Genomic DNA, 25,274 nt, shown 5'->3' with positions numbered 1-25,274 from the left:
CCTTCGGACTGCGGCAACGACGCTAGCGACGGGGCCGAGAACGCTCGATCCGGAGAACGAATATCCGGGGAATCAACAGAGTCGAAAGCCGGGAACCTGACCCCGCCCACAACAGCGACACCGCCATCGGCGGAAAACCGCCTCGCCGGTTACCGCCCAGCTGATTTATCGCTTATTCTCGTCCTGTGAGTTCCCTCGACACCGCGCCGGCAGATTCGGCGGATCGTGGTGCGTACAGCCCGGCACAGGCGCGCACCATTGCCGCGGCGGTGGAACTGTTCGGTCAACACGGAGTGGGCGGAACGTCGTTGCAGATGATCGCCGACGCGGTCGGGGTGACCAAGGCGGCGATCTATTTCCAGTTCCGCACCAAGTTCGAGATCGTGCTCGGCGTGGCCACCACCGAACTGGCCTGGCTCGAGGCCGCGGTCGACGAGGCCGAGGCCGAACAGTGCGACGTGACCGCACGCGAGATGGTGCTGAGCCGGATGATCGACCTGACCATCGAACGTCGCGGCCTGGTCGGGATGTTGCAGACCGATCCGGTCATCGTCGAGTTCCTCGCCGATTACGAGCCGTTCCATCGGGTCATGGATCGATTGTTCGCGGTGCTGGAGACGGGTGATTCGACGGGGACTCCGGAGGTTCCGGCCGCGATGTTGATGGCCGCCATCGGCGGCGCGGCCGCACATCCTCTGGTCGCGAATTTCGACAACGCAACCCTGCGATCCCATTTGATGCATCTGGCGCAACGACTCTTCCGGCTGCCTGGTTGATACGCGCACGAAATAGCATTCGAAGCCGGTACCGCACGCCGGTCGAACATTATGCCATACCAGCTAGCTGATCGGCTAGTTCAGGTTTTCCGAGGGCGCCGAATCATTGCCGCAACCGACAGCGCCGATCTGCGGAAGAAGAGGTCTTGTCCCCGGCTTGCCGTTCGGCTAGCCTCTGACTAGCTGATCGGCTAGGTCACGGTTTCGATGTTCGGCACTGCGCGATATTCCGACATCTCCCGCCGTTCACCACTCGACGACGAGAATCGGAGACAGAGATGAACTCAGGCGGTTCGACGTCTCTGGCCCTCTCACCGCCCCCGACGGATTCCGACCCGATGGCGACCCGGGCCGGCCGCGTCCTGGTCGGCTCGATCGTCGAGGGCGTCGCCTCCACCCGGACCACCCACGAGGCCGAGACCGCCGCGATCGAATGGGCGCAAGCGGGAATTCCGTTGGCGGCAGTGCACAAACACCTGACCGACGGTGTCGTGCACGCCTACCGTCTCGACTCGTGCGCCGCGACGGACTCCGGACTGCCCGATGCGGTCGTAGAAACCCTGACCTCGGTGCTGGCGACGATCTCGACCGCGTATCTGACCGAACTCGGCGATCGCCAATCCCCGCGACAGCGGCTGATCTCCGCGCTGCTCGACGGCGAGGACCCCACCGGCCTGTCCCGCGAATGCGGTATCGCGGTGGCGCCCTCCTACGCGGTAGTGGCGGTGGCATTTCCCCTGCGCGGCAGGAAAGGCCCGCTGCGTCCGACCGCGAGAACCAGGGTCACCTTGGAACTCGAACGCCGGACCGGCCGCACGGCACTGGCGCGGCTGTCCGATCAGGGCGGCACCCTGCTGATCCCCTCCCCCGTCGACGAGGCGATCCTGGACCGGATACTCACGCGGCTGTCCTCCGCGGCCGGAGTCGGCCTCACCGCGGCCACCACGTCCGCGACACCGGGCGCGATCGGCGACGCGGTCCGTCGAGCGCACGAATTACTCGATCTGGCACTGGTTTTCGGCCGCATCGGCAAGTTGTACCGGCTCGCGGATCTGGCCGTGGAGTATCAACTGACCCGCCCCGGTCCGGCCCGCGACCAACTCGCCGCGGTGCTCGCCCCGATCGAACACGCCCCGCATCTGATGCAGACCCTGCGTCTGCACCTGCCCGGCGTGCTGAGCCGTCAGGCGATCGCGCACCGGCTCAACATCCACGTCAACACCGTCGACTACCGACTCAAACGGGTCGCGGTGCTCACCGGTTTCGATCCGTTGATCCCGTCGGGCCAGTGGACGCTGTGGTCCGCGGTGATCGCCCGCAGCCAGGCCGGACTGCTCACCGTCGCCCGGTGAACAGCGCGGTCAGCCGGGGATCTCGAGCAGCCGATGGGTGATCTCGAGCAGATGGGCGTACAGCACCTCGTCGTCGAGGTCGGCGACGAGCGGATGGGTGACCGCACCGCCGATCGCGGCGGACACCATCGCGACCTTCACCTTGACCCCGCTGTCGCCCACATCGCCGATGTGCGCCGCGATCAGCCCCTCGATCATCCGCTGGAACGGCGCGTTCTCCGCCAGCGAGCGCACCAGCACCGGATCGGTCTGCAACATGCCGACCAACTGCCGGCGCCGCACCACGAGCGCGACCACCTGCTCGACCAGCACCTGCCGGGCTCGCACCGCGTCGTCCTGGGACTCGGCGACCGACACCGCCGCCGCCAACCCGGCCAGTTCGGATTCCACGACCGCCACCACGATCTCGTCCTTGGTCCGAAACTGGTGGTAGATAGCGGCTTTCGTGATGCCGACCACATCGGCGATCATCTGCAACGAGGTGCCGCTGACGCCGTGTTCGGCGAACAGCCGTAGCGCCGTATCGATCGTTCGCTGCTTGGCCGCGCTGTAACCGGGCCGAGTCGCGACGCCACTGGTCGACACGGCACCGATTTCCACGCCGTCGAGCCTAACCGACCGGCGAACTCGCACACTCGGTGTCGACCGGGAATCGATCACCGCGCTGGCGCCGGTGGCGCACTAGCGATTCGGGTCGATCCGACGACGGTCAGGTTTGAACGGCAAGCGGCGCACCGTCGCACGCACCGGCACCTGGCGGGTGCCGGGCCTGCCCCACACGACCGTCACCAGGGTTCCGGGCTCGGCGTGCGCCCGCTCGATCACCGCCAACGACAGTGTGCCGCGCAGGTTCGCGCTGTACTCCCGGCCGCTGGACACACCGACATCCGCGTCGTCGACCAGCACGCGATCGAAGGACGGCCCGGCCGCCTTCGGCATCTCCATCGGATCGACCCGGTCTCCGGTCTCGAACAGCGCGCGGTAGATCCCGACGACATCCTCGACGTTCCATTCCAGCCCGACGAGCGTGCGTGCGGGCTCACCCGCCGAGGCAAGAGCCTCGCGCCCGATGAACTCGTGCCCCCTGTGCACCCGGCCGCGCCACCCGAGTTCCGCAGGCCGACGGAAGTATTCGGTCACCTCGCCCGCGACGAAACTGCCGCCCGGCAGTCCGCGAGTGAATTCCCATGGGGCGCCGGGAGTCAGGATGGACGCCGGGAGATAGTCGAGCCCGCTGGTGGCGATGCCCGCCTCGACGTGCTGCACCGGCTGCGAGCGAAAACCTAGTTGTCGTAGGCCGTGCACCCGGCCCGCGTCGCGGACGGCTCGCCAGATCTCGTCGGCCGCCTCGGCCGGACCGTGCAGTTCGTAGCCGAGTTCGCCGGAGATACCGGTACGCAGCACGTCCACGGTCGTCCCGGCCACATCGATCCGCATACTGCCGTTGAACGGGATCGAGCCCGGATCCGCATCGGTGAGCAGTTCCAGCACCATCAGCGAGCGCGGACCCTGGAGCCCGAAGACGAAACTCTCCGCCGACACGTCCGTGACCTCGACCTCGCGCCCGATCAGCCCGGCCTGCCACTGCAACCAGCTCGTACTTCCGGCGGTGTACACGTATTCCTGTGCGCCGGTGCGACGGAGGATCCCTTCCGAGGCGATCCAGCCGTTGTCGTCGAGTTGCAGGTGATGTTTGCTCGCACCGACCCGGAACGCGCTCAGGTCGTTGGTCCCCAGTCGGCTCAGGAACTCGCCCGCACCCGGACCCTCAATGCGCGCCTTGCTCAGCGGCGACCAATCCCCCAGATAGCAGGTATCGACGTAGGAGGTCGACTCGTCCACCCACGTCGTGTACTCGAGCGGCAGGAGCATCGCCCCGAACCGGCCGACCGCCGATGTCGGATTCGCTTCGTCCTGTGCCGCTGCGGCGGGGCTGAACAGCGGCGGCCGCTCGACCGTCAGCGGTGCGGTCGGGTCGGCCTTGACCGCGTCGTAGGTGTCGCGATGAGCAATTCGCATGACAGATGTATGCCACAATGCCATATGTATGTCAATGGGTTCGCACACCATCCAACCGAGAGCCGCCGCCTTCGAAACCGAACGGCGGCAGCGTGATTCAGTGCCGGAGAGCCTGATCCAGCGCCATCAGGACCTCACGAAACGTCACGGCCTGCTCGAGGAGTTCCTCGGGCGCGGCCGCACGCAGCCGCCGCACCCACAACGCCCGGACACTCTGCGTACTTTCCAGAGCGAGATCGGTGGCCGTGAGTTGCACGTAACGCGCGTCTTCGGCGCTCTGCTCCTTCGTGATGAAGTCGCGAGATTCCAGAACCCGCACTGCCGCACTGACATTGCTGCGCCGCAGGCCGGTGGCCGTGGCGATCCGGGTCGGATTGGTACTGGGACTCCGGATGATCTCGCGAAGCACCTCCACCTCGGTGCCCGTGAGTGGAACGATCTCGCGGCGGATGTCCTCCCCGCGCAGGGCCAGCTTGCGCGCGACATTGTTGATCGCGTCGACGACGTCTGCCAGCTGATCGTCGAAGGCGAGTCGCCCCTGAACCTCTTCTGTTTCTTCACTCACGCTTGACATGCTATCCAGCATAGTGCGTATGATTTCGTACACATACACACTATGGAAGTGGCAGGGAGCACACCGTGGGCAACCCAAGCGTTCAGGACGGCATCGAACAGGCCGGATCGGCCGTCAATCTGCTCTGGAAGCCAGGCGTCGAACCGTGGTCGGTGCCGGTGGTGGCACCCGAATACGCAGGCTGGGCCATCGAACAGGAGGCATGGCGCTCGGGCGTGGCGCTGTTCGACCTCTCGTACCACATGTTCGACACGCGCATCGAGGGTCCGGACGCGACCCGCCTGCTGCGCGAGATCAGCGCCAACGACTACGAGAGGTTCGCGATCGACCAGGCCAAGCAGTTCATCCCGGTCGCCGAGGACGGCAACATCATCGTCGACGGAATCCTGCTGCGGGAGGCCGCGAACGCCTACACCCTCAGCGGCGTGCCCGCCGCGCAGAGCTGGGTGCGGTACTGGGGCGAAAAAGGCGGCTACGACGTCGAATTCGACACCGACCCGGATTCCTCGGTCCGCACCGACCGCGATCCACGGTTGTTCCGCTACCAGATCCAGGGACCGCGGGCGATGGAAGTCGTCGAGCGCGCGTTCGGCGGGCCGCTTCCCGAGGTCAAGTTCTTCCATTCACAGCACGTCACGCTGGCCGGAAAGCGGATTCGCGCACTGCGACACGGGATGTCGGGTCAGGCCGGATACGAGTTCATCGGCCGCTACCAGGACCACGAGGCGGTTCGCGACGCACTGCTGAACGCCGGAACCGATGCGGGCATCGAGCGCGTGGGCGGTCTGGCCTACTTCAGCAACGGCATCGAGAGCGGATGGATCCCGACGCCCACACCCGCGATCTACACCGATCCCGCACTCGAGCCCTACCGCAGATCGCTGAGCCTGTTCTCCTACGAGGGCCGCAAGCCGCTGCACGGAAGTTATTTCTCGGAGAACATCGAGGACTACTACTGCTCGCCCTGGGAGCTGGGCTACGGGCGATCGATCTCGTTCAACCACGACTTCACCGGGCGTGATGCCCTGCACAAGGCCAAGGACGAAGTTCATCGCTCCCGGGTGACGCTGGTCTTCGACCGCGACGACGTCGACCGGGAATTCGGCGCGGACCACGGATTCCAGCTCAGCTACGGCCGCTACCGCATCCAGACCGCGAGCGGCCTTGCCGGAATCACCTTCTGGACCGCGACGATCGGCCCCGTCGGCACCATCTTGTCGCTGGCCCTGGTGGACGACGAGTACACCGCACCCGGCACCGAGGTCGAGGTCGTCTGGGGTGATCACCCGGGAGCGGGCACCGCACCCGATGCCGACCTGGGTCTGCCACGCATTCGCGCCACCGTCCAGCCCTCGCCGTACAACGAGTTCACCCGCACCCGGTACCGCTCGAACGCGACGGTCGAGGGGTAGGGCACGCGCGATCATGACCATTTCTTCCCTCGACGCGATGCGGGACGAAGGGGTGCTGGCCGACTTCTCCCTGGAGATGACCGCCAAGGACATCGCCGCGCTGCACCATGCGGCGCCGGTGATTCCCCGGGGCACCCGCATCAACGTCACGTTCCTGGGCAACGAGGATTTCGCGATGCGGCGCAACGCCGCCGCGGCCGTGCGCGCCGCGGGCTTCGAGCCCGTGGTCCACATCTCCGCCCGGCGGATCGCCTCCGAACTCGAGCTCGAGACATTCCTGGACGCACTGCACGAAGACCACACTGCCGCAGCGCTTTTCCTGATCGCCGGTGATCCCGCCCGTGCGGAGGGGCCATACGACGAGACGATCGATCTGATCCGGTCGGGCATCGTCGAGCGCTACGGCGTCGAGCGAATCGGCATCGGCGGCTATCCCGAAGGTCATCCGCACATCGATGACCACACGCTGTGGTCGGCACTGGAGAAGAAGGCCGCCGCGATCGCGGAACTCGGCGTGCGGGGCGAGATCATCACCCAATTCGGCTTCGACGTGGACGCCGCCCTGCACTGGTGCGCCCGGGTCCGGCAACGCGGTATCGATCTGCCGATCCGGATCGGCGTGCCCGGACCCGCGGGCATCAAACGCCTCATCGGCTACGGCAGGCGTTTCGGTGTCGGGACGAGCGCGGGCATCGCCAAGAAATACGGGTTCTCCCTCACCAATCTGCTGGGCACCGCCGGACCTGACCGGTTCATCACCAGGCTCATCGGCGAATACGACCACACCCGGCACGGACGTATCGGCGTGCACTTCTACACCTTCGGCGGGATCCGAACCACGGCCGAGTGGATCGAGGATTTCCGGAAGGGCGCCCCGCGATGACCATCACCCAGCCCACGATCAGCATCCCCAGCACCGTCACCCGGCCCGTGCGCGACATCGCCTCGCTCATCGTGCACGGCACCGACCGCCCCGGAATCGTCGCCACCGTCGGGTCGGTGCTGCGGGAGTTCGGCACGAACATCATCTCGCTGGACCAGTACTCCGACAATCTCGACGGCGGAGAATTCTTCCAGCGCACCGAATTCCGGGTCGACAACCTCACCGCCGTACTCCCCGACATCGATGACACACTGACTTCCCGCCTCGCCGAGGGCGGCTTCGATCTGGAGTTCACCCTCCGGGATATGAGCGTCCCCAAACGCGTCGCCATCTTCGCCTCGAAATCCGACCACTGCCTGGTCGAGTTGCTGTGGCGGCAGCGGCGGGGCGAACTGCCGGTGACGATCTCGATGGTGGTGTCCAACCACTCCGACACCGCCGAGGAAGTGCGCAGTTTCGGCATTCCGTTCTTCCACGTCCCGTCGAGCGGATCGGACAAATCCGCGGCCGAGCACGAACACCTGCGGCTGTTGCGCGGCAACGTCGATTTCATCGTGCTGGCCCGGTACATGCAGATCATCTCGGCCGGTTTCATCGAGGAGGTCGGCGTGCCGATCATCAACATCCACCATTCCTTCCTGCCGGCGTTCGTCGGCGCGGGGCCCTATGCCAAGGCCAAGGACCGCGGGGTGAAACTCATCGGTGCGACAGCGCATTACGTCACCGAGGAACTCGATCAGGGACCGATCATCGAACAGGACGTCGTGCGGGTCACGCACGCCGACACCACCGCCGATCTGCAACGCCGCGGGGCCGATGTGGAGCGATCGGTGCTGGCCCGCGCCGTGCAATGGCACAGCCAGGACCGGATCATCCGGACCGGCAATCACACCGTGGTCTTCTCCTGACCCACAACAACCACCGACGAAAGGTTCAGCGTGGTTGCGACCATCATCAACGGTTCGGCCATCGCCCGGGATATTCGACGTCACGTCGCGGACCGTGTGCAGCAATTCCGGCTGAATTCCGGTCGGGCGCCGGGTCTGGCGACAATTCTCGTCGGCGACGATCCGGCGAGCCAGGTCTACGTCGACAACAAGCGACGTCTCGCCACGGAATGCGGGTTCGGCGACCAGCACCGATGGCTGCCGTCGAACTCCACGCGAGGCGATATCGAGCGAGTGATCGACGAACTCGCCGAAAGTCTCGAAGTGGACGGCATTCTGCTGCAACTACCCGTGCCGTCCGTGCGTGATTCGGCCGCGCTCATCGATCGCATTCCCGCGGACAAGGACGTCGACGGGCTCGGCTCGGTGAACGCCGGTCGCCTGGCCCGGCACGTCCCCGGGTTGCGTCCGTGCACCCCGACCGGAGTCATGCGGCTGCTCGACACGACACGAATCACGTTGCGCGGCAAGGTAGCCGCAGTCGTCGGCACATCGGCACTCGTGGGGCGCCCGATGGCGCAGATGCTCCTCGAGCGCGACGCGACCGTACTCATGGCGCACGAGTACACCGCCGACCTCGCGGCGCTGACCCGCTCGGCCGACGTCGTCATCACCGCCACCGGGGTGCGGGGGCTGATCACCGCGGAGCACATCCGGCCGGGCGCGACCGTCATCGATGTCGGCATCACCCGCACGGCGAACGGGGTGGTCGGCGATGTCGACTTCGAGCGCGTGCGTCAGGTGGCCGGCGCCATCACGCCGGTGCCCGGCGGGGTCGGGCCGATGACCGTCGCCGTGCTGCTGTCGAACACCATCACCGCCGCAGAACAGTCCGTGCAGCTCACCTCGCCCTCCGGGCACCGGACGACGGCTCATTCGGCCTGATGCGGAACCGAGAATCCGAGATGAAGATCGTCGGCATCGTCAACGTCACCCCGGACTCGTTCAGCGACGGCGGACGGTACGCCGAACACGACGACGCGATAGCGCGCGGGCTGGAACTCGCCGCACAGGGCGCCGACATCATCGATGTCGGCGGCGAATCGACTCGTCCCGGGGCGATGCGGGTCGATTCGCGAACGCAGCGGCGCCGGGTGATCCCGGTGATATGCGAACTGGCCGCGCACGGCGTCGCGGTCAGTGTGGACACCACGCTCGCCGAGGTCGCCGAGGCTGCCGTGCGCGCGGGTGCGACCATGATCAACGACGTGTCCGGCGGCGAGGACCCCGACATATTCCGGGTGGTGCGGCGATCGGGACACCGCTACGTCGTCACGCATTCGCACGGGCCCAGCGGGACGCTGGTGCACTACGACGACGTCGTCACCGATGTGCGAGAGGAACTCCTCCGGCGAATCGCCCGAGCACGCGCCGCCGGGGTGCGGCCGGAGCAGATCGTGATCGATCCGGGGCTCGGCTTCTCGAAGTCCGCGGCCGAGAACTGGGCGATTCTCGCTCGGCTGGACACCATCGCGACCATCGGCGCACCCGTACTCGTCGGAGCGTCGCGAAAACGATTCGTCGCCGCCGTCGCGGGAAGCTCGCCGGACACGGCCGAGCTCGATATCGCCACCGCGGCAGTGTCTTCCCATCTCGCCGCGGCAGGTGTGGCATGGGCGGTTCGCGTGCACGACGTCACCGCCACGGCGATCGCCCGCGAGGTCGGGAGCCAGTTGTATTCGCCTGCGCCGGAACATGATCCATATCTCGCCACGATGGTTACACCCGAGAGGATCCACACACGATGACCGTCAAACCACCGAACCGGTTGTCCGCCAAAGTATCCGCAACGCCGAACCGGGGCAGGATCACTATCGCCCTCGCGTGTCTCGGCGCGTTCGTCTCCTATCTTCCGCTCGTCGGCGTATCGGCGGCCCTGCCGATCCTGGGAGCCGGACTGCATGCCTCGACCAGTCAACTCCAATGGATCACCGACACTTTCATCCTGCCGACCGCGGTCCTGGTCCTGACCTTCGGAACGCTCGGTGAGCGATACGGCAGGAAGCGGATCTATCTGGCCGCGATGGCAGTGTCCTGCGTCGGCTGGGTGGTCTGTCTCACCGCCGACAGCGTGGTGCAGATCTACGTGGGACTCGTACTCGCCGGAATGGGTACCGCCGCAATGATGCCCACGACGCTGGCGCTGGTCAGCCACGCTCGCGAGGATCATCGCGGCCGAGCCGCCGCGATCGCGCTGTGGACCGGCTCGCTCGGACTGGGCCTGACCCTCGGACCGGTGTTCAGCGGGCTCATCGCCGAACACTTCCGCTGGCGCTGGATCTTCCTACCCGAACTCGTCCTGTGCGCGGCGACCCTGATCATCGCGGCCGTCGCACTGACGGAGTCCCGCGTCGAGCGAACTCGCCACCTGGACGTGCCCGGACAATTGCTGGCCATCGTCGGGCTCACGGGCCTGGTCTTCGGCGTCATCCAGGGCGGGGCCGCCGGATGGGGCAACCCCGGCGCGGTGATCGCCTTCGTGGTGGCCGTGCTGGCATTGCCCGCCTTCGTGCTGGCGGAGTTGCGCTCCCCCACCCCGATGTTCGACGTCCGGTTGTTCCGCTCGGCCGCCTTCTCCGGTGCCGCGCTGGTCATGACGATCACGCTGTTCGCCCAGGTCGGGCTCGTGTTCACACTCAGCGAGTTCTTCGGCCTGGTACGGCACGCCTCGACGCTCGACATCGGCGTCCTGCTCATCGCGCTCAACGGCTTCGCCGTGCTGCTCGGCCCCGCCCTGGGCCGGATGATGTACCGGCTCACACCCGGTCTCGTGCTGATCGCCGGTCTCACGATCGGCGGGGTCGCGGCGCTGTGCATGGGATTCTTCCGAGCCGACACCAGCACGGCCACCGCGGTTCTCGTCATCGGACTGTTCGGCCTGGGCATCGCGCTGGCGCTGGCGCCGATCACCACGATCGCGGTGAACAGCGTGCCCGCACACCTGGCCGGTACGGCAGGCACGGCGAACAGCGCGCTGCGGCAGATCGGCAGTGCACTGGGTCCCGCGGTGTTCGGTGTCGTCCTGACCGATCGCCTCCTGGCCGCACTGCCCCGGCACCTCGCCGATTCCGGTCTGGGCATCGGCGACCAGGGCATGGTCGCCGGCATCGTGTCCAAGGCCGGTATTCAGGCCGGGGCGTTCCTGCACCTGGGCAGCGGTCGCGGCACCGCGCTCGCGCATGCCGCCTACGGCGTGAGTTTCGGCGATGCCCTGCACACCTGCGCACTGATCGCCGGTATCGGCATGCTGCTGGCCGGAGTCATCGCCCTGGTGCTCATCGGCGTGCGCAGAACCCGGATCTAGTGCCTCGCACCCGGGTTCGGCTCGTCCGGACCCGGGCCTTGCACTACCCCTTGACCGGCCAGGCCGAGACCGCCGGCAGATCGGGCCCGTCGACACCGATGGTGATTCTGCGCAGCAGTTCGATCAGCATCACGGTCTCGCTGTCCGCCAGGACAGAAGTGACCTCGGCATTGGCCGTGGCCATCAGCTCGCGGCCGCGCGCGACATCGGCCTGGCCGGAATCGGTGAGCTCGAAGAGCACGACCCGTCCGTGGATCGGGTGGGTGCGCCGACGCACCCACCCGAGCTTCTCCAGGCGGTTGAGCGCCGTTGCCACGCTCTGCGGGGCGATGTGGAACATTCTCGACAGATCGGCCGCGGACAACGGGCCCAGCTGACCGAGATGGACCGCGAGCCCGAGCTGAGTCGTGGTCACGTTCAGCTCGTCCAACGAGTCCTGCACCCGGCGATGCGCGGCGTTCTGCGCCCGCCACAGCACATGCGTGAGCTGGTCGTCCCATGCCGTCACGTCGTCATTCATCCGTGTAGACCTCCTCGGACACGATACTAGTTATCAGTTGTCTGTTATGATGCCATATATCTGTCATCTAGATCGCTCGGATGACGCGAGTTTCGACGAGAGGAACGCATGATGGCATCACCCAGCCTCCAGGACGGCATCGAACAGGCTGGTTCCGCGCTCCGGCTCCGCTGGACGGACGACCCCCGGATCTGGACTCCGCCTGTTGTCACGCCGGAGTATTCGGGCTGGCGGGTGGAGCAGGCCGCCTGGAAGGACACGGTCGCCCTGCTGGACCTGTCGTACCACATGTGGGACACCTTCGTCTCGGGTCCGGACGCCACCCGGATGCTCAGCGAGCTGACCGCCAACGACTATCGGAAATTCGCCGTCGACCAGGCCAAGCAGCTCGTCACGGTGAACGAGAACGGTTTCCTGGTCGGCGACGGAATCCTGCTGCGCCGCGGCGAACAGGACTATGTGATCACCGGGCGGCCGACCGCGCAGAACTGGATCAAATACCATGCGCGGCAAGGCGGATACGACGTCGAGCTGACCAGCGATCCCGATTGTTCGCGCGACCCCGAGCACATCCCGCCGTTCTTCCGGTATCAGATCCAGGGCCCCTCGGCGCAGCGCTTGATCGAAGCGGCCTTCGGCGGTCCGCTGCCGGTGACGAAATTCTTCCACACCACCTATGTCACGTTGGCCGGGAAGACCTTTCGCGCGCTCCGGCACGGAATGGCGGGCCAGCCCGGTTACGAATTCATCGGCGACCACGCGGACCGCGCCGCGGTCAAGGACGCGCTCATCGCGGCCGGGGAACAGTTCGGGCTCGAACTCGTCGGCTCGCAGGCCTACCCGACTGCCCAGGCCGAGGGCGGCTGGATCCCCGCACCGGTCCCGGCGATCTACGACGCGACCGCGGAGCAGACCGCCTACCGTTCGTGGCTGCCACTGCACACGCCGGACGGCATGCAGCCCTTGCACGGCAGCTTCTACTCACCGGACATCGCCGACTACTACTGCACCCCTTACGAACTCGACTACGGGCGATCGATCTCCTTCGACCACGACTTCCTCGGCCGCGATGCACTGCGCGCGCTGCGCGAGGCCGATCGACGCCACAAGGTGACGCTGGTGCTGGACGCCGACGACGTCCAGCGGGCGCTGGGCGCGGACCACGGAATCGTGAACACGCTGGCCAAACAGCGCGTCGAACGCGACGGCGCACCGGTCGGCAACACCGAATACACGGCCTTCAGCGACCCCTACGGCACGATGCTGAGCCTCGCGCTCGTGTCCGAGAAGACAGCCGTGCCCGGCACGGAGGTCACGGTCGTCTGGGGCGATCATCCCGGCGACGACGCCGCGCCCGATGCCGACCTGGGCCTCCCGGTCATCCGCGCGACCGTACAGCCCTGCCCCTACAACGAATTCGCCCGAGCGGGATACCGGCGGAACTGACCGAGACGAGGTGGCACCGCAGCGGTGCCACCTCACCCGTCGCGACCGAATCCGGACAGCGAATCCCGCCGGGAAGGGTCAGCTACGCGGGGCTGCGGGCGTCGCGGCTCGCTGAGCCTGCATCTTGTTGTATTTGTCCACGGTGACGGCCACACCGACAGGGATGCCGACGGCTCCGGCGCCCAGCATGCCGCCGACCGCCGCACCCATCGCCGCACCGGCCATACAGCCGCCGATCACGCCGGGCACGGTCAGCACGGCCGCGGACATCACGGTGACCATACTGCCGAGGGTGACCGCGCCGACGGGGCAGCCGACCGCCGCACCGGCGAATCCGCCTGCCATACCGCCGATTCCGGCCGCGAGACCGGTGTATGCGCCGGCCTGCTGCCAGGCGGTGTGCACGTCACCGAGAACGTCGCCGGTGGCGGCGGGCGCGGTGGGCGCGGCGACCGGCGTCGGGGCGGGCGCGGCCGGATCGCTCGCCACCGTGTGCAGCGGCGTGCCGAAAACCTGTTGCTGCGTGGCGTTCTGGACCGAGACCTGGCCGTCGTGCATCGTCACCGCCCCGATCGGGGTGGTCAGCATCGAGGAATTGTCGGTGGTCGAACCGGTGAACTGGATGCCCGGCGCGATCTGGACGCCCACAGTGCCGGGGTCGACGGCGGGTGCGTCCGCGTGTGCCGAGCCCGCGCCGAGCGCGACGGCGACGGCGGTCAGTGCGGTGACCGTGGTTCCCGCGGTGGTGTATTTCATGGTGATACTCACTTCATCGTGATGGAGGTCCGGCGATCGGCCGGGAGCTACTGCGCGGCGGGCAGCGGGGCGGAGACGAATCCCTTGGCGTGCAACTGGTTGTACTGGTCGGTGGCGGTGCCGACCAGCGGCGGAATACCGGTGATCGCGCCGCCGACCAGGGTGCCGAGCCCGCCGCCGGTGACGCCGCCGAGCAGGCAGCCGCCGACGACGCCGATCGGGGTCAACGTCCCGGCCGTGGTCAGGACGGTCAGCGTGCCACCGGTGATCGCGCCGACGGGGCAGCCCACCGCGGCGCCGAGCGCGCCGCCGAACAGCTTGCCGTCATTGGCGCCGTTGTTGAAGGCGTTGCTCACCGCCCCGACCGCGTTGTCGATCGCCGCGCTGCGGTCGAGATCGCTTGGGGCAGAGGGAGATTCGGCGGCGTTGACCACCGGCGACGGGACGGCCGGCGCGGGTGCGGCGGAGGCGAGGCCACCGGCGGCCGCCGTCGCGGCCACCGCGAGGGCAGCCAACGTCCCGGCTCGGGAGATAGTGTTCATAACTTCCTCATCTCGAGTGTTCCTGTTCTTCCCGACCCGATCCGGCCGGGAAATCTGCGCGGCTCGGTCGCGGCCCGCCCGATCGGGCCGAATTCGAATGTGCCGCTACCGCAACAGCTTCGACGAGCTGCTGAATGCTCACCGCCCGCTGTGCGGCGGTGTCACGCCGAGCCGTTCGACCCCGATTCGGCGATGAATCGGGCGGCCAATGCCTCCGAACCGCGCGCCAGCAGTGCCACGTCCGCCCCGACGAGGACGAACGCAGCCCCCGCGGTGAGGTATCCGTCGGCGACGATGGGGTCGAATGCGTTGACTCCCACGGGAATTCCCGCGGACCGGACCGCGTCGAACGCACGAAGCACCGCGGCGACGACATCCGGATGGGCTTGCTGCCCGAGCACGCCCATCGACGCGGCCAGATCCGAGGGGCCGACGAATACGCCGTCGATGCCGTCGACCGCCGCGATATCCCCGGCGACCTCGACCGCGTCGATCGTCTCGACCTGAACGAACAGCGACACATGGGAATCCGCGTCGGTCAGATATCCCTCGACGCGATTCCAGCGCGCCGATCGGGCCAGCGCCGAGCCGACTCCGCGCCGACCGCGCGGTGGATACCGGGTCGCCTCGACGACCCGGCGGGCCTGTTCCGCGGAAGACACCATGGGCACCAACAGGTTCCGCGCGCCGAGGTCCAGGACCTGCTTGATGAGCACAGGATCATCGGAGGCCACCCGGACCACCGGCGAGATCGGGTACGCGGCGATCGACTGCAGTTGCGCGAGAACAGATTCGAGTCCGCTGGGGCCGTGTTCCATATCGATCAGCAGCCAGTCCAGGCCGCTGCCCGCGCAGATCTCGGCGATCAGCGCACTGCCCGAGCACACCCACATCCCGGCCAGCGGACGCGCGCTGGTGGCCAGCACATCTCGGAAGGTGGGGGTCAGTCGAAGCGGCACGAGATGGTTCCCATCGGTCCGTAGTCGCACAACACGCTGTCGCCGCGCCGGATCCACACCGGGCGGGTGAACGATCCGGCCAGGATGATCTCCCCCGCGCCGATGTGCGCGTCGTGCTGATGCAGTTTGTTCGCCAGCCACGCGACACCGGTCGCCGGATGGTTCAGCACCCCGGCCGCCACGCCGGTCTCCTCGATCGCCTCGTTGCGATACAGCAGCGCGGACACCCACCGCAGATCGACCTCGCCCGGTGCGGTCGGATTACCGCCCAGCACCAGACCGCCGTAGGCGGCGTTGTCGGCGATCGTGTCGACGATCGTGCGACCCTCGAGTTCGATGTGCGAGTTGAGGATTTCCAGTGCGGGAGTGACGAATTCGGTCGCTCGCAGTACGTCGAACACGGTGCAGTGCGGGCCGCGCAACGGCTGGGCGAGCACGAAGGCCAGTTCGACCTCGATGCGGACGTTGGAGAAGTCGTCGAAGGGCACGACCGCGCCGTTCTCCCACACCGTGTCGTCGAAGATCACGCCGTAGTCGGGCTCGGTGATTCCGGTGGCGGCCTGCATCGCACGCGAGGTCAGGCCGATCTTGCGGCCGACCAGCCGACGTCCGTCGGCGATGTTGCGGTCCCGCCACATCGCCTGGATCGCATAGGAGTCCTCGACGACGGCGTCGGGGTAGCGGGCGGTGATCCGCGGGACGACGCCGCGGCTGCGCCCGGCCTCGGCCAGTTCGTCGGCGAGGGCGGTGATCGTCTCGGTGGGCAGCATCAGTGGTCCTGCTCCCCGGCGCGCGACTGCTCGTACTTGGCCCGCCACTGCACATTCATCGGGAACAGCCCTTCGACCCGATGTCCGGCGGCGACCTGCGTGGCGATCCAGGCGTCCTCGTCCTCCTGCGCCAGCGCGTCGTCCACGACGTCCTCGGCCATGGCCGCCGGCAGCACGATCACACCGTCGTCGTCGCCGACCACGATGTCGCCGGGCTGGATCGTCGTGCCGCCGCAGGCGATGGTGAGGTCGATGTCCCACGGCACGTGAACGCGCCCGAGCACCGCGGGATGCGCGCCCACGGCGTAGACCGGAATCCCCACCGCCGCAACGGCTTCGATATCACGGACGCCCCCGTCGGTGACGATTCCGGCGGCACCCGCGACATGTGCGCGCAACGCGAGCACATCCCCCAACGTGCCCGACCCCGCCTGCCCGCGCGCCTCGATGACGATGATCTCCCCCGGGCCGACCGCATCGAACAGCCGCTTCTGCGCGTTGTATCCGCCACCGTGCGCAGCGAACAGATCCTCCCGGTTGGGCACGAACCGCAGCGTTCGCGCCGTGCCCACCATCTTCCCGCCCGGCGTCAGCGGCCGAACCCCCTCGATCGTCACGTTGTTCAGCCCGCGCTTACGCAACTGTGCCGACAGACCCGCGACGGGCGCACGCATCAGCTTGTCCCGCAACGTGATCGACAATTGCGTGGGATTCCCCTCATCCACCGTCGTCATCGGACTTCCGCCTCGGGCATTCGGTGGTTCACGGCGAGTAGGTGAGAACAAGGGTGTTGTCCGTGGTGCATGACAACTTCTTTCGATAGTTCGAGTTGGTCAGGTGGTGCGGCACCCGTCAATGGATCCCGAGGTAGCCCTCGAGGGTTTCCGGGTTGGCCTGCAACAGCGGGTCGTGCACCGGCTCGCCGGGAAATTCGCTGGCCTCGAAGAACCAGCGACGCGAGGCGGGCATCCCCCACAGCTGCGCGCGCCGGGGATCGGTGACGTCCCAGCGGATGGGCGGGGTTTCGAGGTCGATGAACTGGTAGTGCGTATTGAACAGCTCGACCCGGTGCTGGTCGGGATCGCGCAGGTACAGGAACAGGGCATTGCTGATGCCGTGCCGCCCCGGGCCGCGGTCGATCTCGTTGCCGAATCCGAGTGCGCCGACGACGTCGGCGGCGTGGATCAGCGAGGTGGCGTCGGGGACGGCGAAGGCGAAGTGGTGCAGTCGCGGACCGCGACCGTTGGTGAACACCAGATCGTGGGTGTTGCCCTTGACCTCCATCCACGTGCCCCACAACTCGTCGGTGCCGTCCTTGGCGGTGTACTCGGACATCCGCATGCCCAGCCCGGTCCAGAAATCCGTGGCCTTCTGCACGTCGTAGGTGACCACCTGGAAATGGTCGATACGTTGCGGCGCACCGGATCTGAACTCGTCGTAGTGCTGCATCCGGCGCGGCACCACGTCCATCTCGGAGGTGAGTTCGATGAGCGTGCCGACCGGGTCGCGGAACTGCAGGGTCGCCCCCTGATGCGCACGCTCGACCCGCTGATGCTCGATGTTGTTGTCCGCGAAGAACTTTTCCGCGAGCCGGATGTCCACATCGCTGCGCACCCGCAGACCGACCCGACGCGCCTGCGGGGTGTCGGACTGCTCCAGGATCAGGCTGTGGTGCGCGGCCTCTTCCAGACCGCGCAGGTACACGGTGTCGTCGGTCTCCTCGGTGACGACCAGGCCGACGGCGTCGCGATAGAAGTCCCGGCTCTTCGCCAGATCGGTGACGGCCATGGTCACATGGCTCGCGCGGGTGATCCGGAAGGCCGGATCGGGGTTGGTGACAGGTAGCATGATGACTCCAAAACGATTGTGGGACGGTCGATGAGCGCTCCTCAGTCGGAGCGCGACTCCCACTCGGCGACATAGCTTCGCCCGTAGTCGTTGCCGTTGGGCAGCCGGAACGTGCTGTGCACGTGGAATCGAGCCGGTAGCCGATTGGTCAGCCACACGCCCGCGTGGTGATCCAGTTCGGCCAGGAACACCGGGCTCTGGATGCGCAGATAGGTCGGCTGGGTGCCGTCGGTCGCGCCGTACCAGCAGAACCAGGTCTCGTCGAGATGGGCGTCGAACTCGGCCATCGTCAGCATCCGCTGGACGTCCTGGATGAGCAGGAAGTCCTCGGCGATGGCGCGCAACAACTTTCGCTGACGTTCGTCGAGTTCACCGGCCCGGATGCCCTCGTACGGAACTACCCGATTGTCCCGGAACGCGCCCGCGACGTGTCGTTCGTCCGCCGGGTGCAGGCGGCCCTCGGGCATCGCCGGATCGAGCACCGATTCGTACACCACGGCCTTCGCCCGCTGATCGGCACCCAGCGAGGACGCGAGTTCGATCGCGAGCCGCTCCCGCTTGTCGAAGATCGGCGGCCGGGCGCCGTCCGAGATCGCCGGTTCGGCCCCGATGAACACCGGTGCGGCGACGTGCCGTCCGGCCACCGAGACGAAGTTGACCGCGACGTGATGTCCGAACAACTGCCACCCCCACGCGCCGCCGACGGCAGGTGTGCCGTAGAGCGACGCCCAGTAGCTGCGGTCGTTCATGATGGTCGGCAGGTCCACCAGATCCCCGAGGAAACCGTTGAGCGCCATGGCTTCTCGGACGCGTTCATATCCTTCGGCACTCAGCGACGCCCGCACCAGGTTCAGGAAGGCGTCCGAGCGCTCCTGGTCGAGATCTTCCAGCCGCAGACCGACCCGATGGAAGACGAACTCCGGATTGCTCCATGCCCGGAAATCGTTGTCGCCCAGCGGATGTGTGAACTTCTCGCACTCCTGCGGGGTGAGCAGCGCGAGCATCCGCTCCGCGGCGGCGACCGCCTCGCTGTCATCGCTCGCGGGCGCGTCCGGGAGGGGGTAGAGCCCCTCCCGGACGACACCGTCGGAGGTGATGCCGACGAACGGCTCGTCGAGCAGTTCATCCCAGGCGCCGAGCAGATCCCGCAGGAAATCGGCGGACAGATATCGGTCGGTCGCGAACTCCTCGTAGGTCATCCCGCGGAACCGGGCGATCTGCGGATCGTCGCGGTCGAACAGATATGCGGTGTATCCCTCGGCCGGGAGTTCCACGGCCGCTTCGCGCCCGGCCGTCCGCGCGGTCGAGAAGAAACCGTCGATGTCCTCGCCGTCCTGCGGTATGTCCTTGCTCATCGCCTTCTGCCTCGGTCGTGATCGGTCTGCGGTGGTCCGGCGAATGCCTCAGATCGGCAGCTTGAACATCTGCTTGGCGTTGCCGTACATGATCAGATCGCGCTGCTCGGCGGTGAGCTCGACCTCGTTCTGCATGAAGTTGACGCCCTGGCTCATCCAGCCGTAGAAGACCGGGAACGAGGAGCCGAACATGTAGTGGTCCGCGCCGTTGACCTTGATCGCGCACTCGATCTGATCCTTGCCCCAGGAGTGCGGGTGGGTCAGGTCGAAGAAGATGTTGCGCTCCATGAAGTTCTGGATCTCCTTGCCGCCGGTCGAATCGAGGCGGACCAGCGACTCCTTCTTGTTCGACACGTGCGGGGTCAGCAGCGCCTGGTTGGCGAACCAGTTGCCGCCGAGCATGGTGTGCACGAACCGCAGGCCGGGCATCCGGTCGAACATGCCGCTGAACAGCTCGCGGCCCACCGCGGTCGCCTGGTCGACGATGCGGCCGAACTCGCGGCGCAGGTTCGTGTAGTCGATCACCGTGCGCCACTCGACCGGCAGCGGCGTGTGATGCACGATCACCGGGATGTCGAGCTTCTCGATGACCTTCAGATAGGGCTCGAATACCGGGTCGTCCAGATAGATCTGGCCGTAGTGACAGGCCAGCTGCACACCGACCGCCCCGAGGTCGCCGATGCAGCGCTCGAGTTCGTAGATGTTCTCCTTACCGCCCCACGGCGGGACGCACGCGGTCATGAACAACCGCCCCTCCGAGCGCTTGGTGATCTCGAAGGCGTTGTCGTTCACGGCTTTACACGTCTCGAGCCCCAGCCACTCCTGCCACACCGGAACGCGCATGATGCCGTAATCGACACCGGCGTCGTTCATCACGGCCAGTTTCGCCTCGGCCGAGTAGTCGCCCTCGACGTAGTTGAGGTTCTGATGGCCGGCGGGCTTCTCCAGAATCATGTGCTTCTTGCCGCTGTCCATGGTCTCCACGCGAGCGATCTCGCCGAACCCGCGCGGGACGCTGCTGAGGAATCCGTTGAGCATCGCCTCGTTGGTGAACAGGTCCTCGGGCAGGTGGTGGATGTTGATGTCGACGACGGTCATGCAGGCCTCTCCTGACTTCTGCTATAAAGATACTGTTTTCGAAATCATACACATTTTTCGAAGCGTGACAACGCTCACCGGAACAACACTCAGCAGAACGAGGAAACGATGACCGACATCGCCATCATCGGCGCCGGCCCGGCCGGTCTAGCAGCAGCACTTCGCTTGCACCAGAAGGGCTTCCGCCCGCGGATCTACGAGACGGTGCCCGAGCTCAGGCCCCTGGGCGTCGGGATCGACGTCAAGGTCTACGGCACGAAGGAGTTCCAGGAGCTGGATCTGTTCGAGGAGTTCCGGGCGATCTCGGTCGATGCCCGGGAGTCGGTCTTCTACAACAAGTACGGCCAGGAGATCTACGCCGAGCTGTGCGGTACCCACATGGGCTACCTGCACGAACAGCGGTTCGTGCATCGCGGCGTGCTGCAGATGCTGATGTACCGGACCCTGCTGGAACGCCTCGGCGAGGATTCGGTGGTCCTGGGCGCCCGCACGCTCGGATACCACCAGGACGGGGAGAAGGTCACCCTCGACATCGAGCACATCGACGGGTCCACCGAGCAGATCACCGCCGATGTGGTCATCGCGGCGGACGGCATCAAATCCGTGGTCCGCCGCCAGATGCATCCCGAGAGCGCGGATCCGGTGTACTCCGGCATCACCATGTGGCGCGGCACCACACTGATGGAACCGTTCGGCACCGGCGGCACGATCCTGCACATCGGCGCTCCGCAGATCTCCAGCATGATCGTCTACCCGATCGCCGACGACTGGCAGGGCAGCGGGAAAACCCTGGTCAACTGGGTCGTCGAGGCCACCCGCGACGAATCGGTCGAGGACTGGAATCAACTCGGCTCGATCGAGGAGATCCTGCCCTACTACGACCGGACCGAGATCCCGATCCTGGACGTGCAGCAGATGCTGCGCGACGCCGGCGAGGTCTACCTGTTCCCGCTGATCCGCCACGAACCGCTCGACACCTGGGTCGACGGGCGGGTCGTCCTGATCGGCGACGCCGCGCACGCGATGTACCCGCGAGGAGGCAACGGCGCGTGCCAGTCGATCGTCGACGGCGCCGCACTGGCCGACAAGCTCGCCACGATCGAGGATCCGCACGAAGCGCTCGTCGCGTTCGAGGCGCAGCGCCTGGCCATGGTCAACGGCATCGTCCTGTCGCACCGCGGCGAGGGCTACGAGGTCATCCGGCGCATGGTCGAGGAGCGCACGAACGGAGAGCCGTTCGAGGACATCGAGGACGTCCTGCCATTGGCCGAAGCCGACGAGATCTTCAGCAAGTACCACGCTCTGGTAGGCCAGCCGCGCCCCGGCCACGAGGCCGGCGCCGCAACGGGATTCCGCACCGAATACGCACAGACCGCGCGCTGACCCGCATCGCAGGAAGGATCGAGATGACCGAATCCGAACCCACGCCGGTGACCACCGCGGACGAGCAGACCCGGCAGGAGATCTTCGCGGTCGAGAAGCGGCGGCACGAGACGTTGATGGCCGCCGACACCGCCGGGCTGAGCGAACTGATGGACGAATCGCTGGTGCACATCCATGCTCCCGGGCTGACGCACAGCAAGGCGCAGCTGCTCGAGCACGTCGAGAAACGTCAGGCGTACATCGAGATGCGCCGGGAGAAGTTGCGGGTGCGGCTGATCGGCGCGGAGGTCGCGATCATGACCGGGCGGCTGATCAACCGGCTGCGCACGCCCGAGGGCGGTGAGCGCGTGGTCGCCGGGATGGCCACGCAGGTGCTGCGGCGTCGCGCGGACGGCGCGTGGGTGTTCCTGAACTTCCAGCTGACCCCCGACGGTGAGCACCTCTGGCCCGCCCTGGCCTCGGAACTCGTAGCCGACGACGAGGGCGACACCATCGACACCCGTGCGGAGAGCGGAGCCGGACAATCATGAGAATCGCCCGATTTCGCCTCGGCGACAACCCATCCCGGCTCGGCCGCGTCGACGGTGATCGCCTCACCGACATCTCGGAGGTCCCCGGTGTCGGAACCTCGCTGCGCGCGATCCTGCCCCGGCTCGACGAGCTGAAGGACTCGATCATCGCGGCCGAGGGCCCGAGCCACGCGTTGACCGATGTCGTGCTCGAAGCGCCGATCGACAACCCGCAGAAGTATCTCGGCATCGGCATGAACTACCGGGCACACGCCGAGGAGGCCCGGCAGGCCGGTATTCCGATTCCGACCAGCCAGATGTGGTTCAACAAACAGACCTCCTGCATCGTCGGGCCCTACGACGCCATCGTGAAACCCGATGTCTCCGAAGAACTCGACTACGAGATCGAACTCGGCGTGGTGATCGGACGACAGTGCCGTCATGTGCCGGTCGAGGACGCCCGATCGGTCATCGCGGGATATCTCGTCGCGAACGACGTCTCGGTGCGCGACTGGTTGCACAAGCGCTCCCCCACATTCACCCTCGGCAAATCCTTCGATACGCACGGTCCGATCGGGCCGTGGCTGACCACCGATGACGAGATCGCCGATCCGCTCGACCTGCACATGACCCTGACCGTCAACGGCCGGATCCGCCAGGACTGGTCGACCGACGACATGATCTACGACATCTACGCGCAGATCGCCTACCTGACCCAGGTCATGACACTGATGCCCGGCGATATCCTGGCCACCGGCACACCATCCGGAATCGGCGCTCCCACAGGCGATTTCCTGGTGCCCGGCGATGTGGTGCGGGCCGAGATCGCCGGACTGGGCGTCATCGAGAACCGGGTGATCGCGCAGGCGCGGGCATGACTCGCCGCGTCAGCGTCGATCCGCCCGGATTCGCGCACGCCAACCCCATCCCGGTCGGCAGCCGCATCGGCCCCTTTCTCGCCTCCGGTGTGCTGACCGGACGCGATCCGGTCACCCGCGAGCTGCCGGACAGCCTGGATCAGCAGTGCGCCAACGTGTTCGAGCACGTGCGCGCACTGCTGGCCGCGGCCGGAGGTACCACGGACGACATCCTGAAGATGACGTTCTGGCTCGCGGACTACCGCGACCGCGCCGCGCTCAACCGGGAATGGCTGGCGATGTTCCCCGACCCCGCGAACCGTCCGGCCCGTCAAGCCGTCGCCGCCCAGCTCGACGGTGGCAGCCGGATCCACTGTGATCTGCTGGCGGTCCTGGGCGATTCCGCCGCACGGTGATCGCATCCCCGCCGGAGGCGCACACCCATTCTTCAACGCCGCCAAGAGAATTCGAGGAGTACCCATGAGCGCGAGCGAAGCCGAACTGCTTGCGGAGGTTCCCGATGGGTTGTTGATCGGGGGCTCGTGGCGTCCGGCAGGCACCGGCGCTCGGTTCGCGGTCCACGATCCCGCGACCGGGGCGCGGATCAAACAGATCGCGGACGCGGATGTCGCGGACGGGCGTGCCGCACTCGACGCCGCATGTGACGCGTTTCCCGCGTGGGCGGCCACACCGCCGCGTGCTCGTGCGGAAATCCTGCGCCGGGCATTCGAACTCGTTCGCGAGCGTGCCGAAGACATCGCGTTGCTGATGACGATCGAGATGGGTAAGCCGCTCGCGGAGGCGCGGGGCGAAGTCGCCTACGGCGGCGAATTCCTGCGCTGGTTCAGCGAAGAGGCATCCCGGGTCACCGGCCGCTACGGGAACACACCCGAGAACTCCGGGCGGATGATCATCACGAAACACCCGGTCGGGCCGTGCTATCTCATCACCCCGTGGAATTTCCCACTCGCCATGGCAACCCGGAAGATCGCGCCCGCCTTGGCCGCCGGGTGCACCGTGGTGATCAAACCCTCCGAACTCACTCCGCTCACCACACTGTTCCTGGCCGAAATCCTCAGGGAGGCCGAACTTCCCGCCGGAGTGGTCAACGTCGTCACGACCACATCCGCCGGACCGGTTTCGGCGGCGATCATCACCGATCCGCGGCTGCGCAAACTCTCCTTCACCGGATCCACGCCGGTCGGCAAGCTACTGCTGGCGCAGGCGGCCGACAATGTCCTGCGCACCTCGATGGAACTCGGCGGCAATGCCCCGTTCCTCGTATTCGACGACGCCGATCTGGACCGCGCGGTCGACGGCGCGATGGCCGCGAAATTCCGCAATGTCGGCCAAGCCTGCACCGCGGCGAACAGATTCATCGTCCACCGCGATGTCGTCGACGAATTCACCCGCCGAGTCACCGACCGAGTACGCACGTTCACCATGGGCCGAGGCACCGAGGACGGCGTCACCATCGGCCCCCTGATCGACGACCGCGCGGTGCGCAAGGCGGACGATCTGGTCGGTGACGCGGTGCATCGAGGAGCCACCCTGCACATCGGCGGGACGGCCGTGGCGGGACCTGGATCATTCTTTCCCGCAACGGTTCTCGGCGATGTTCCCGCTCAGAGCAGGATCCTGCACGAGGAGATCTTCGGCCCCGTCCTGGCGATCGTCCCGTTCCACGACGAGGACGAGGCCCTGCGAATCGCCAACGCCACCGAATACGGACTGGTCTCCTACGTCTACACCGAGAACCTGGCCCGCGCCCAACGCATGATCGAACGCCTCGAAACCGGCATGACCGGCCTCAACGTCGGCGTCGTATCCAACGCGGCGGCACCCTTCGGCGGCTGGAAGCACTCGGGCCTGGGACGCGAGGGCGGCATCGAAGGCATCGAGGAGTATTTGCAGACCAAATACACCATGACTCCCGATCCGTTCGGGTGATCGGAGGTTCGATC

General features: G+C 66.8%; 25 protein-coding genes and 1 pseudogene. 14 read left to right on the top strand and 12 right to left on the bottom strand.

Going from position 1 to position 25,274, the window contains the following annotated elements; all coding sequences use genetic code 11:
* Positions 1 to 185 precede the first annotated feature (185 nt).
* Positions 186 to 776: a TetR/AcrR family transcriptional regulator gene (locus K7711_RS22315; protein WP_308014885.1), complete on the top strand. Its 591-nt coding sequence runs from the start codon at positions 186 to 188 to the stop codon at positions 774 to 776.
* A gap of 338 nt (positions 777 to 1,114) precedes the next feature.
* The gene (locus K7711_RS22310; protein ID WP_222971397.1) at positions 1,115 to 2,128 is read left to right on the top strand and encodes a PucR family transcriptional regulator; all 1,014 of its coding nucleotides are present in this window, start codon (positions 1,115 to 1,117) and stop codon (positions 2,126 to 2,128) included.
* A 9-nt stretch (positions 2,129 to 2,137) separates the two neighbouring features.
* On the opposite strand, the gene K7711_RS22305 is transcribed toward K7711_RS22310, so the two are convergent.
* From K7711_RS22305 to K7711_RS22295, 3 genes are all read right to left on the bottom strand, one after another.
* Complete coding sequence (locus K7711_RS22305) at positions 2,138 to 2,728, bottom strand: TetR/AcrR family transcriptional regulator (protein ID WP_308014884.1); 591 nt, start codon at positions 2,726 to 2,728, stop codon at positions 2,138 to 2,140.
* 81 nt (positions 2,729 to 2,809) lie between these two features.
* Positions 2,810 to 4,147 carry a hypothetical protein gene (locus tag K7711_RS22300; protein WP_222971396.1) on the bottom strand — a complete coding sequence of 446 codons (1,338 nt, stop codon included), beginning with the start codon at positions 4,145 to 4,147 and terminating at the stop codon, positions 2,810 to 2,812.
* 97 nt (positions 4,148 to 4,244) lie between these two features.
* Positions 4,245 to 4,712 carry a MarR family winged helix-turn-helix transcriptional regulator gene (locus tag K7711_RS22295; protein WP_222971395.1) on the bottom strand — a complete coding sequence of 156 codons (468 nt, stop codon included), beginning with the start codon at positions 4,710 to 4,712 and terminating at the stop codon, positions 4,245 to 4,247.
* A 74-nt stretch (positions 4,713 to 4,786) separates the two neighbouring features.
* On the opposite strand from K7711_RS22295, the gene K7711_RS22290 reads away from it, so the two are divergent.
* The 6 genes from K7711_RS22290 to K7711_RS22265 are packed head-to-tail and all read left to right on the top strand — an operon-like array spanning position 4,787 to position 11,267.
* Positions 4,787 to 6,133 carry a hypothetical protein gene (locus tag K7711_RS22290; protein WP_222971394.1) on the top strand — a complete coding sequence of 449 codons (1,347 nt, stop codon included), beginning with the start codon at positions 4,787 to 4,789 and terminating at the stop codon, positions 6,131 to 6,133.
* A gap of 13 nt (positions 6,134 to 6,146) precedes the next feature.
* On the top strand, positions 6,147 to 7,016 hold the full coding sequence (locus K7711_RS22285; protein WP_222971393.1) for a methylenetetrahydrofolate reductase: 870 nt from the start codon (positions 6,147 to 6,149) through the stop codon (positions 7,014 to 7,016).
* Positions 7,013 to 7,924, top strand: coding sequence for a formyltetrahydrofolate deformylase (gene purU, locus K7711_RS22280; protein ID WP_222971392.1), 912 nt, complete (start codon positions 7,013 to 7,015; stop codon positions 7,922 to 7,924). Before K7711_RS22285 ends, purU begins: the two co-directional genes overlap by 4 nt.
* Positions 7,925 to 7,954: 30 nt before the next feature.
* Entirely contained in the window at positions 7,955 to 8,848 is an 894-nt protein-coding gene (locus K7711_RS48475; protein ID WP_222971391.1) for a bifunctional 5,10-methylenetetrahydrofolate dehydrogenase/5,10-methenyltetrahydrofolate cyclohydrolase, read from the top strand.
* Positions 8,848 to 9,711, top strand: a complete 864-nt coding sequence (folP, locus tag K7711_RS22270; protein WP_222971390.1) for a dihydropteroate synthase — start codon at positions 8,848 to 8,850, stop codon at positions 9,709 to 9,711. Before K7711_RS48475 ends, folP begins: the two co-directional genes overlap by 1 nt.
* Positions 9,708 to 11,267, top strand: a complete 1,560-nt coding sequence (locus K7711_RS22265; protein WP_222971389.1) for an MFS transporter — start codon at positions 9,708 to 9,710, stop codon at positions 11,265 to 11,267. Before folP ends, K7711_RS22265 begins: the two co-directional genes overlap by 4 nt.
* A gap of 43 nt (positions 11,268 to 11,310) precedes the next feature.
* Here the strand turns inward: K7711_RS22265 and K7711_RS22260 are convergent, their stop codons facing one another.
* Entirely contained in the window at positions 11,311 to 11,787 is a 477-nt protein-coding gene (locus tag K7711_RS22260; protein ID WP_222971388.1) for a MarR family winged helix-turn-helix transcriptional regulator, read from the bottom strand.
* A gap of 111 nt (positions 11,788 to 11,898) precedes the next feature.
* Here K7711_RS22260 and K7711_RS22255 point away from each other — a divergent pair, with 111 nt between their 5' ends.
* A complete protein-coding gene (locus K7711_RS22255) occupies positions 11,899 to 13,233 on the top strand; it encodes a hypothetical protein (protein ID WP_222971387.1) in 1,335 nt (444 codons plus the stop codon).
* A 78-nt stretch (positions 13,234 to 13,311) separates the two neighbouring features.
* Here the strand turns inward: K7711_RS22255 and K7711_RS22250 are convergent, their stop codons facing one another.
* The 8 genes and pseudogenes from K7711_RS22250 to K7711_RS22215 all read right to left on the bottom strand — a co-directional run bounded on the left by K7711_RS22250 (position 13,312) and on the right by K7711_RS22215 (position 20,561).
* Positions 13,312 to 14,001 (bottom strand): hypothetical protein, encoded by a 690-nt coding sequence (locus K7711_RS22250; protein ID WP_222971386.1) that lies wholly within the window; start codon positions 13,999 to 14,001, stop codon positions 13,312 to 13,314.
* Between the two features lie 35 nt (positions 14,002 to 14,036).
* A complete protein-coding gene (locus K7711_RS22245) occupies positions 14,037 to 14,531 on the bottom strand; it encodes a hypothetical protein (protein ID WP_222971385.1) in 495 nt (164 codons plus the stop codon).
* Positions 14,532 to 14,692: 161 nt separating this feature from the next.
* A complete protein-coding gene (locus tag K7711_RS22240; protein WP_308014883.1) occupies positions 14,693 to 15,490 on the bottom strand; it encodes an HpcH/HpaI aldolase family protein in 798 nt (265 codons plus the stop codon).
* On the bottom strand, positions 15,475 to 16,260 hold the full coding sequence (gene hpaH / locus K7711_RS22235; RefSeq protein WP_222971384.1) for a 2-oxo-hept-4-ene-1,7-dioate hydratase: 786 nt from the start codon (positions 16,258 to 16,260) through the stop codon (positions 15,475 to 15,477). The genes K7711_RS22240 and hpaH overlap by 16 nt, the downstream gene beginning before the upstream one ends.
* Positions 16,260 to 16,961 (bottom strand): annotated as a pseudogene (locus K7711_RS22230) (RraA family protein); the annotation flags it as partial. The pseudogene K7711_RS22230 and the gene hpaH, both read right to left, overlap by 1 nt.
* A gap of 151 nt (positions 16,962 to 17,112) precedes the next feature.
* A complete protein-coding gene (hpaD, locus tag K7711_RS22225) occupies positions 17,113 to 18,108 on the bottom strand; it encodes a 3,4-dihydroxyphenylacetate 2,3-dioxygenase (RefSeq protein ID WP_222971382.1) in 996 nt (331 codons plus the stop codon).
* 41 nt (positions 18,109 to 18,149) lie between these two features.
* On the bottom strand, positions 18,150 to 19,463 hold the full coding sequence (locus tag K7711_RS22220; RefSeq protein WP_222971381.1) for a DUF3500 domain-containing protein: 1,314 nt from the start codon (positions 19,461 to 19,463) through the stop codon (positions 18,150 to 18,152).
* Between the two features lie 48 nt (positions 19,464 to 19,511).
* Positions 19,512 to 20,561: an amidohydrolase family protein gene (locus K7711_RS22215; protein ID WP_222971380.1), complete on the bottom strand. Its 1,050-nt coding sequence runs from the start codon at positions 20,559 to 20,561 to the stop codon at positions 19,512 to 19,514.
* A gap of 108 nt (positions 20,562 to 20,669) precedes the next feature.
* Here K7711_RS22215 and K7711_RS22210 point away from each other — a divergent pair, with 108 nt between their 5' ends.
* From K7711_RS22210 to K7711_RS22190, 5 genes are all read left to right on the top strand, one after another.
* Complete coding sequence (locus tag K7711_RS22210) at positions 20,670 to 21,944, top strand: FAD-dependent monooxygenase (RefSeq protein ID WP_222971379.1); 1,275 nt, start codon at positions 20,670 to 20,672, stop codon at positions 21,942 to 21,944.
* Between the two features lie 23 nt (positions 21,945 to 21,967).
* Positions 21,968 to 22,474: a YybH family protein gene (locus K7711_RS22205; protein ID WP_222971378.1), complete on the top strand. Its 507-nt coding sequence runs from the start codon at positions 21,968 to 21,970 to the stop codon at positions 22,472 to 22,474.
* On the top strand, positions 22,471 to 23,331 hold the full coding sequence (locus K7711_RS22200) for a fumarylacetoacetate hydrolase family protein (RefSeq protein WP_222971377.1): 861 nt from the start codon (positions 22,471 to 22,473) through the stop codon (positions 23,329 to 23,331). Before K7711_RS22205 ends, K7711_RS22200 begins: the two co-directional genes overlap by 4 nt.
* On the top strand, positions 23,328 to 23,726 hold the full coding sequence (locus K7711_RS22195; RefSeq protein ID WP_222971376.1) for a RidA family protein: 399 nt from the start codon (positions 23,328 to 23,330) through the stop codon (positions 23,724 to 23,726). Before K7711_RS22200 ends, K7711_RS22195 begins: the two co-directional genes overlap by 4 nt.
* Before the next feature lie 64 nt (positions 23,727 to 23,790).
* Entirely contained in the window at positions 23,791 to 25,260 is a 1,470-nt protein-coding gene (locus K7711_RS22190) for an NAD-dependent succinate-semialdehyde dehydrogenase (protein ID WP_222971375.1), read from the top strand.
* Positions 25,261 to 25,274: the final 14 nt, after the last annotated feature.

This window comes from Nocardia coffeae (assembly GCF_019890715.1).
GTDB lineage: Bacteria > Actinomycetota > Actinomycetes > Mycobacteriales > Mycobacteriaceae > Nocardia > Nocardia jiangxiensis.
This window is presented reverse-complemented; position numbering and strand designations above follow the sequence as displayed.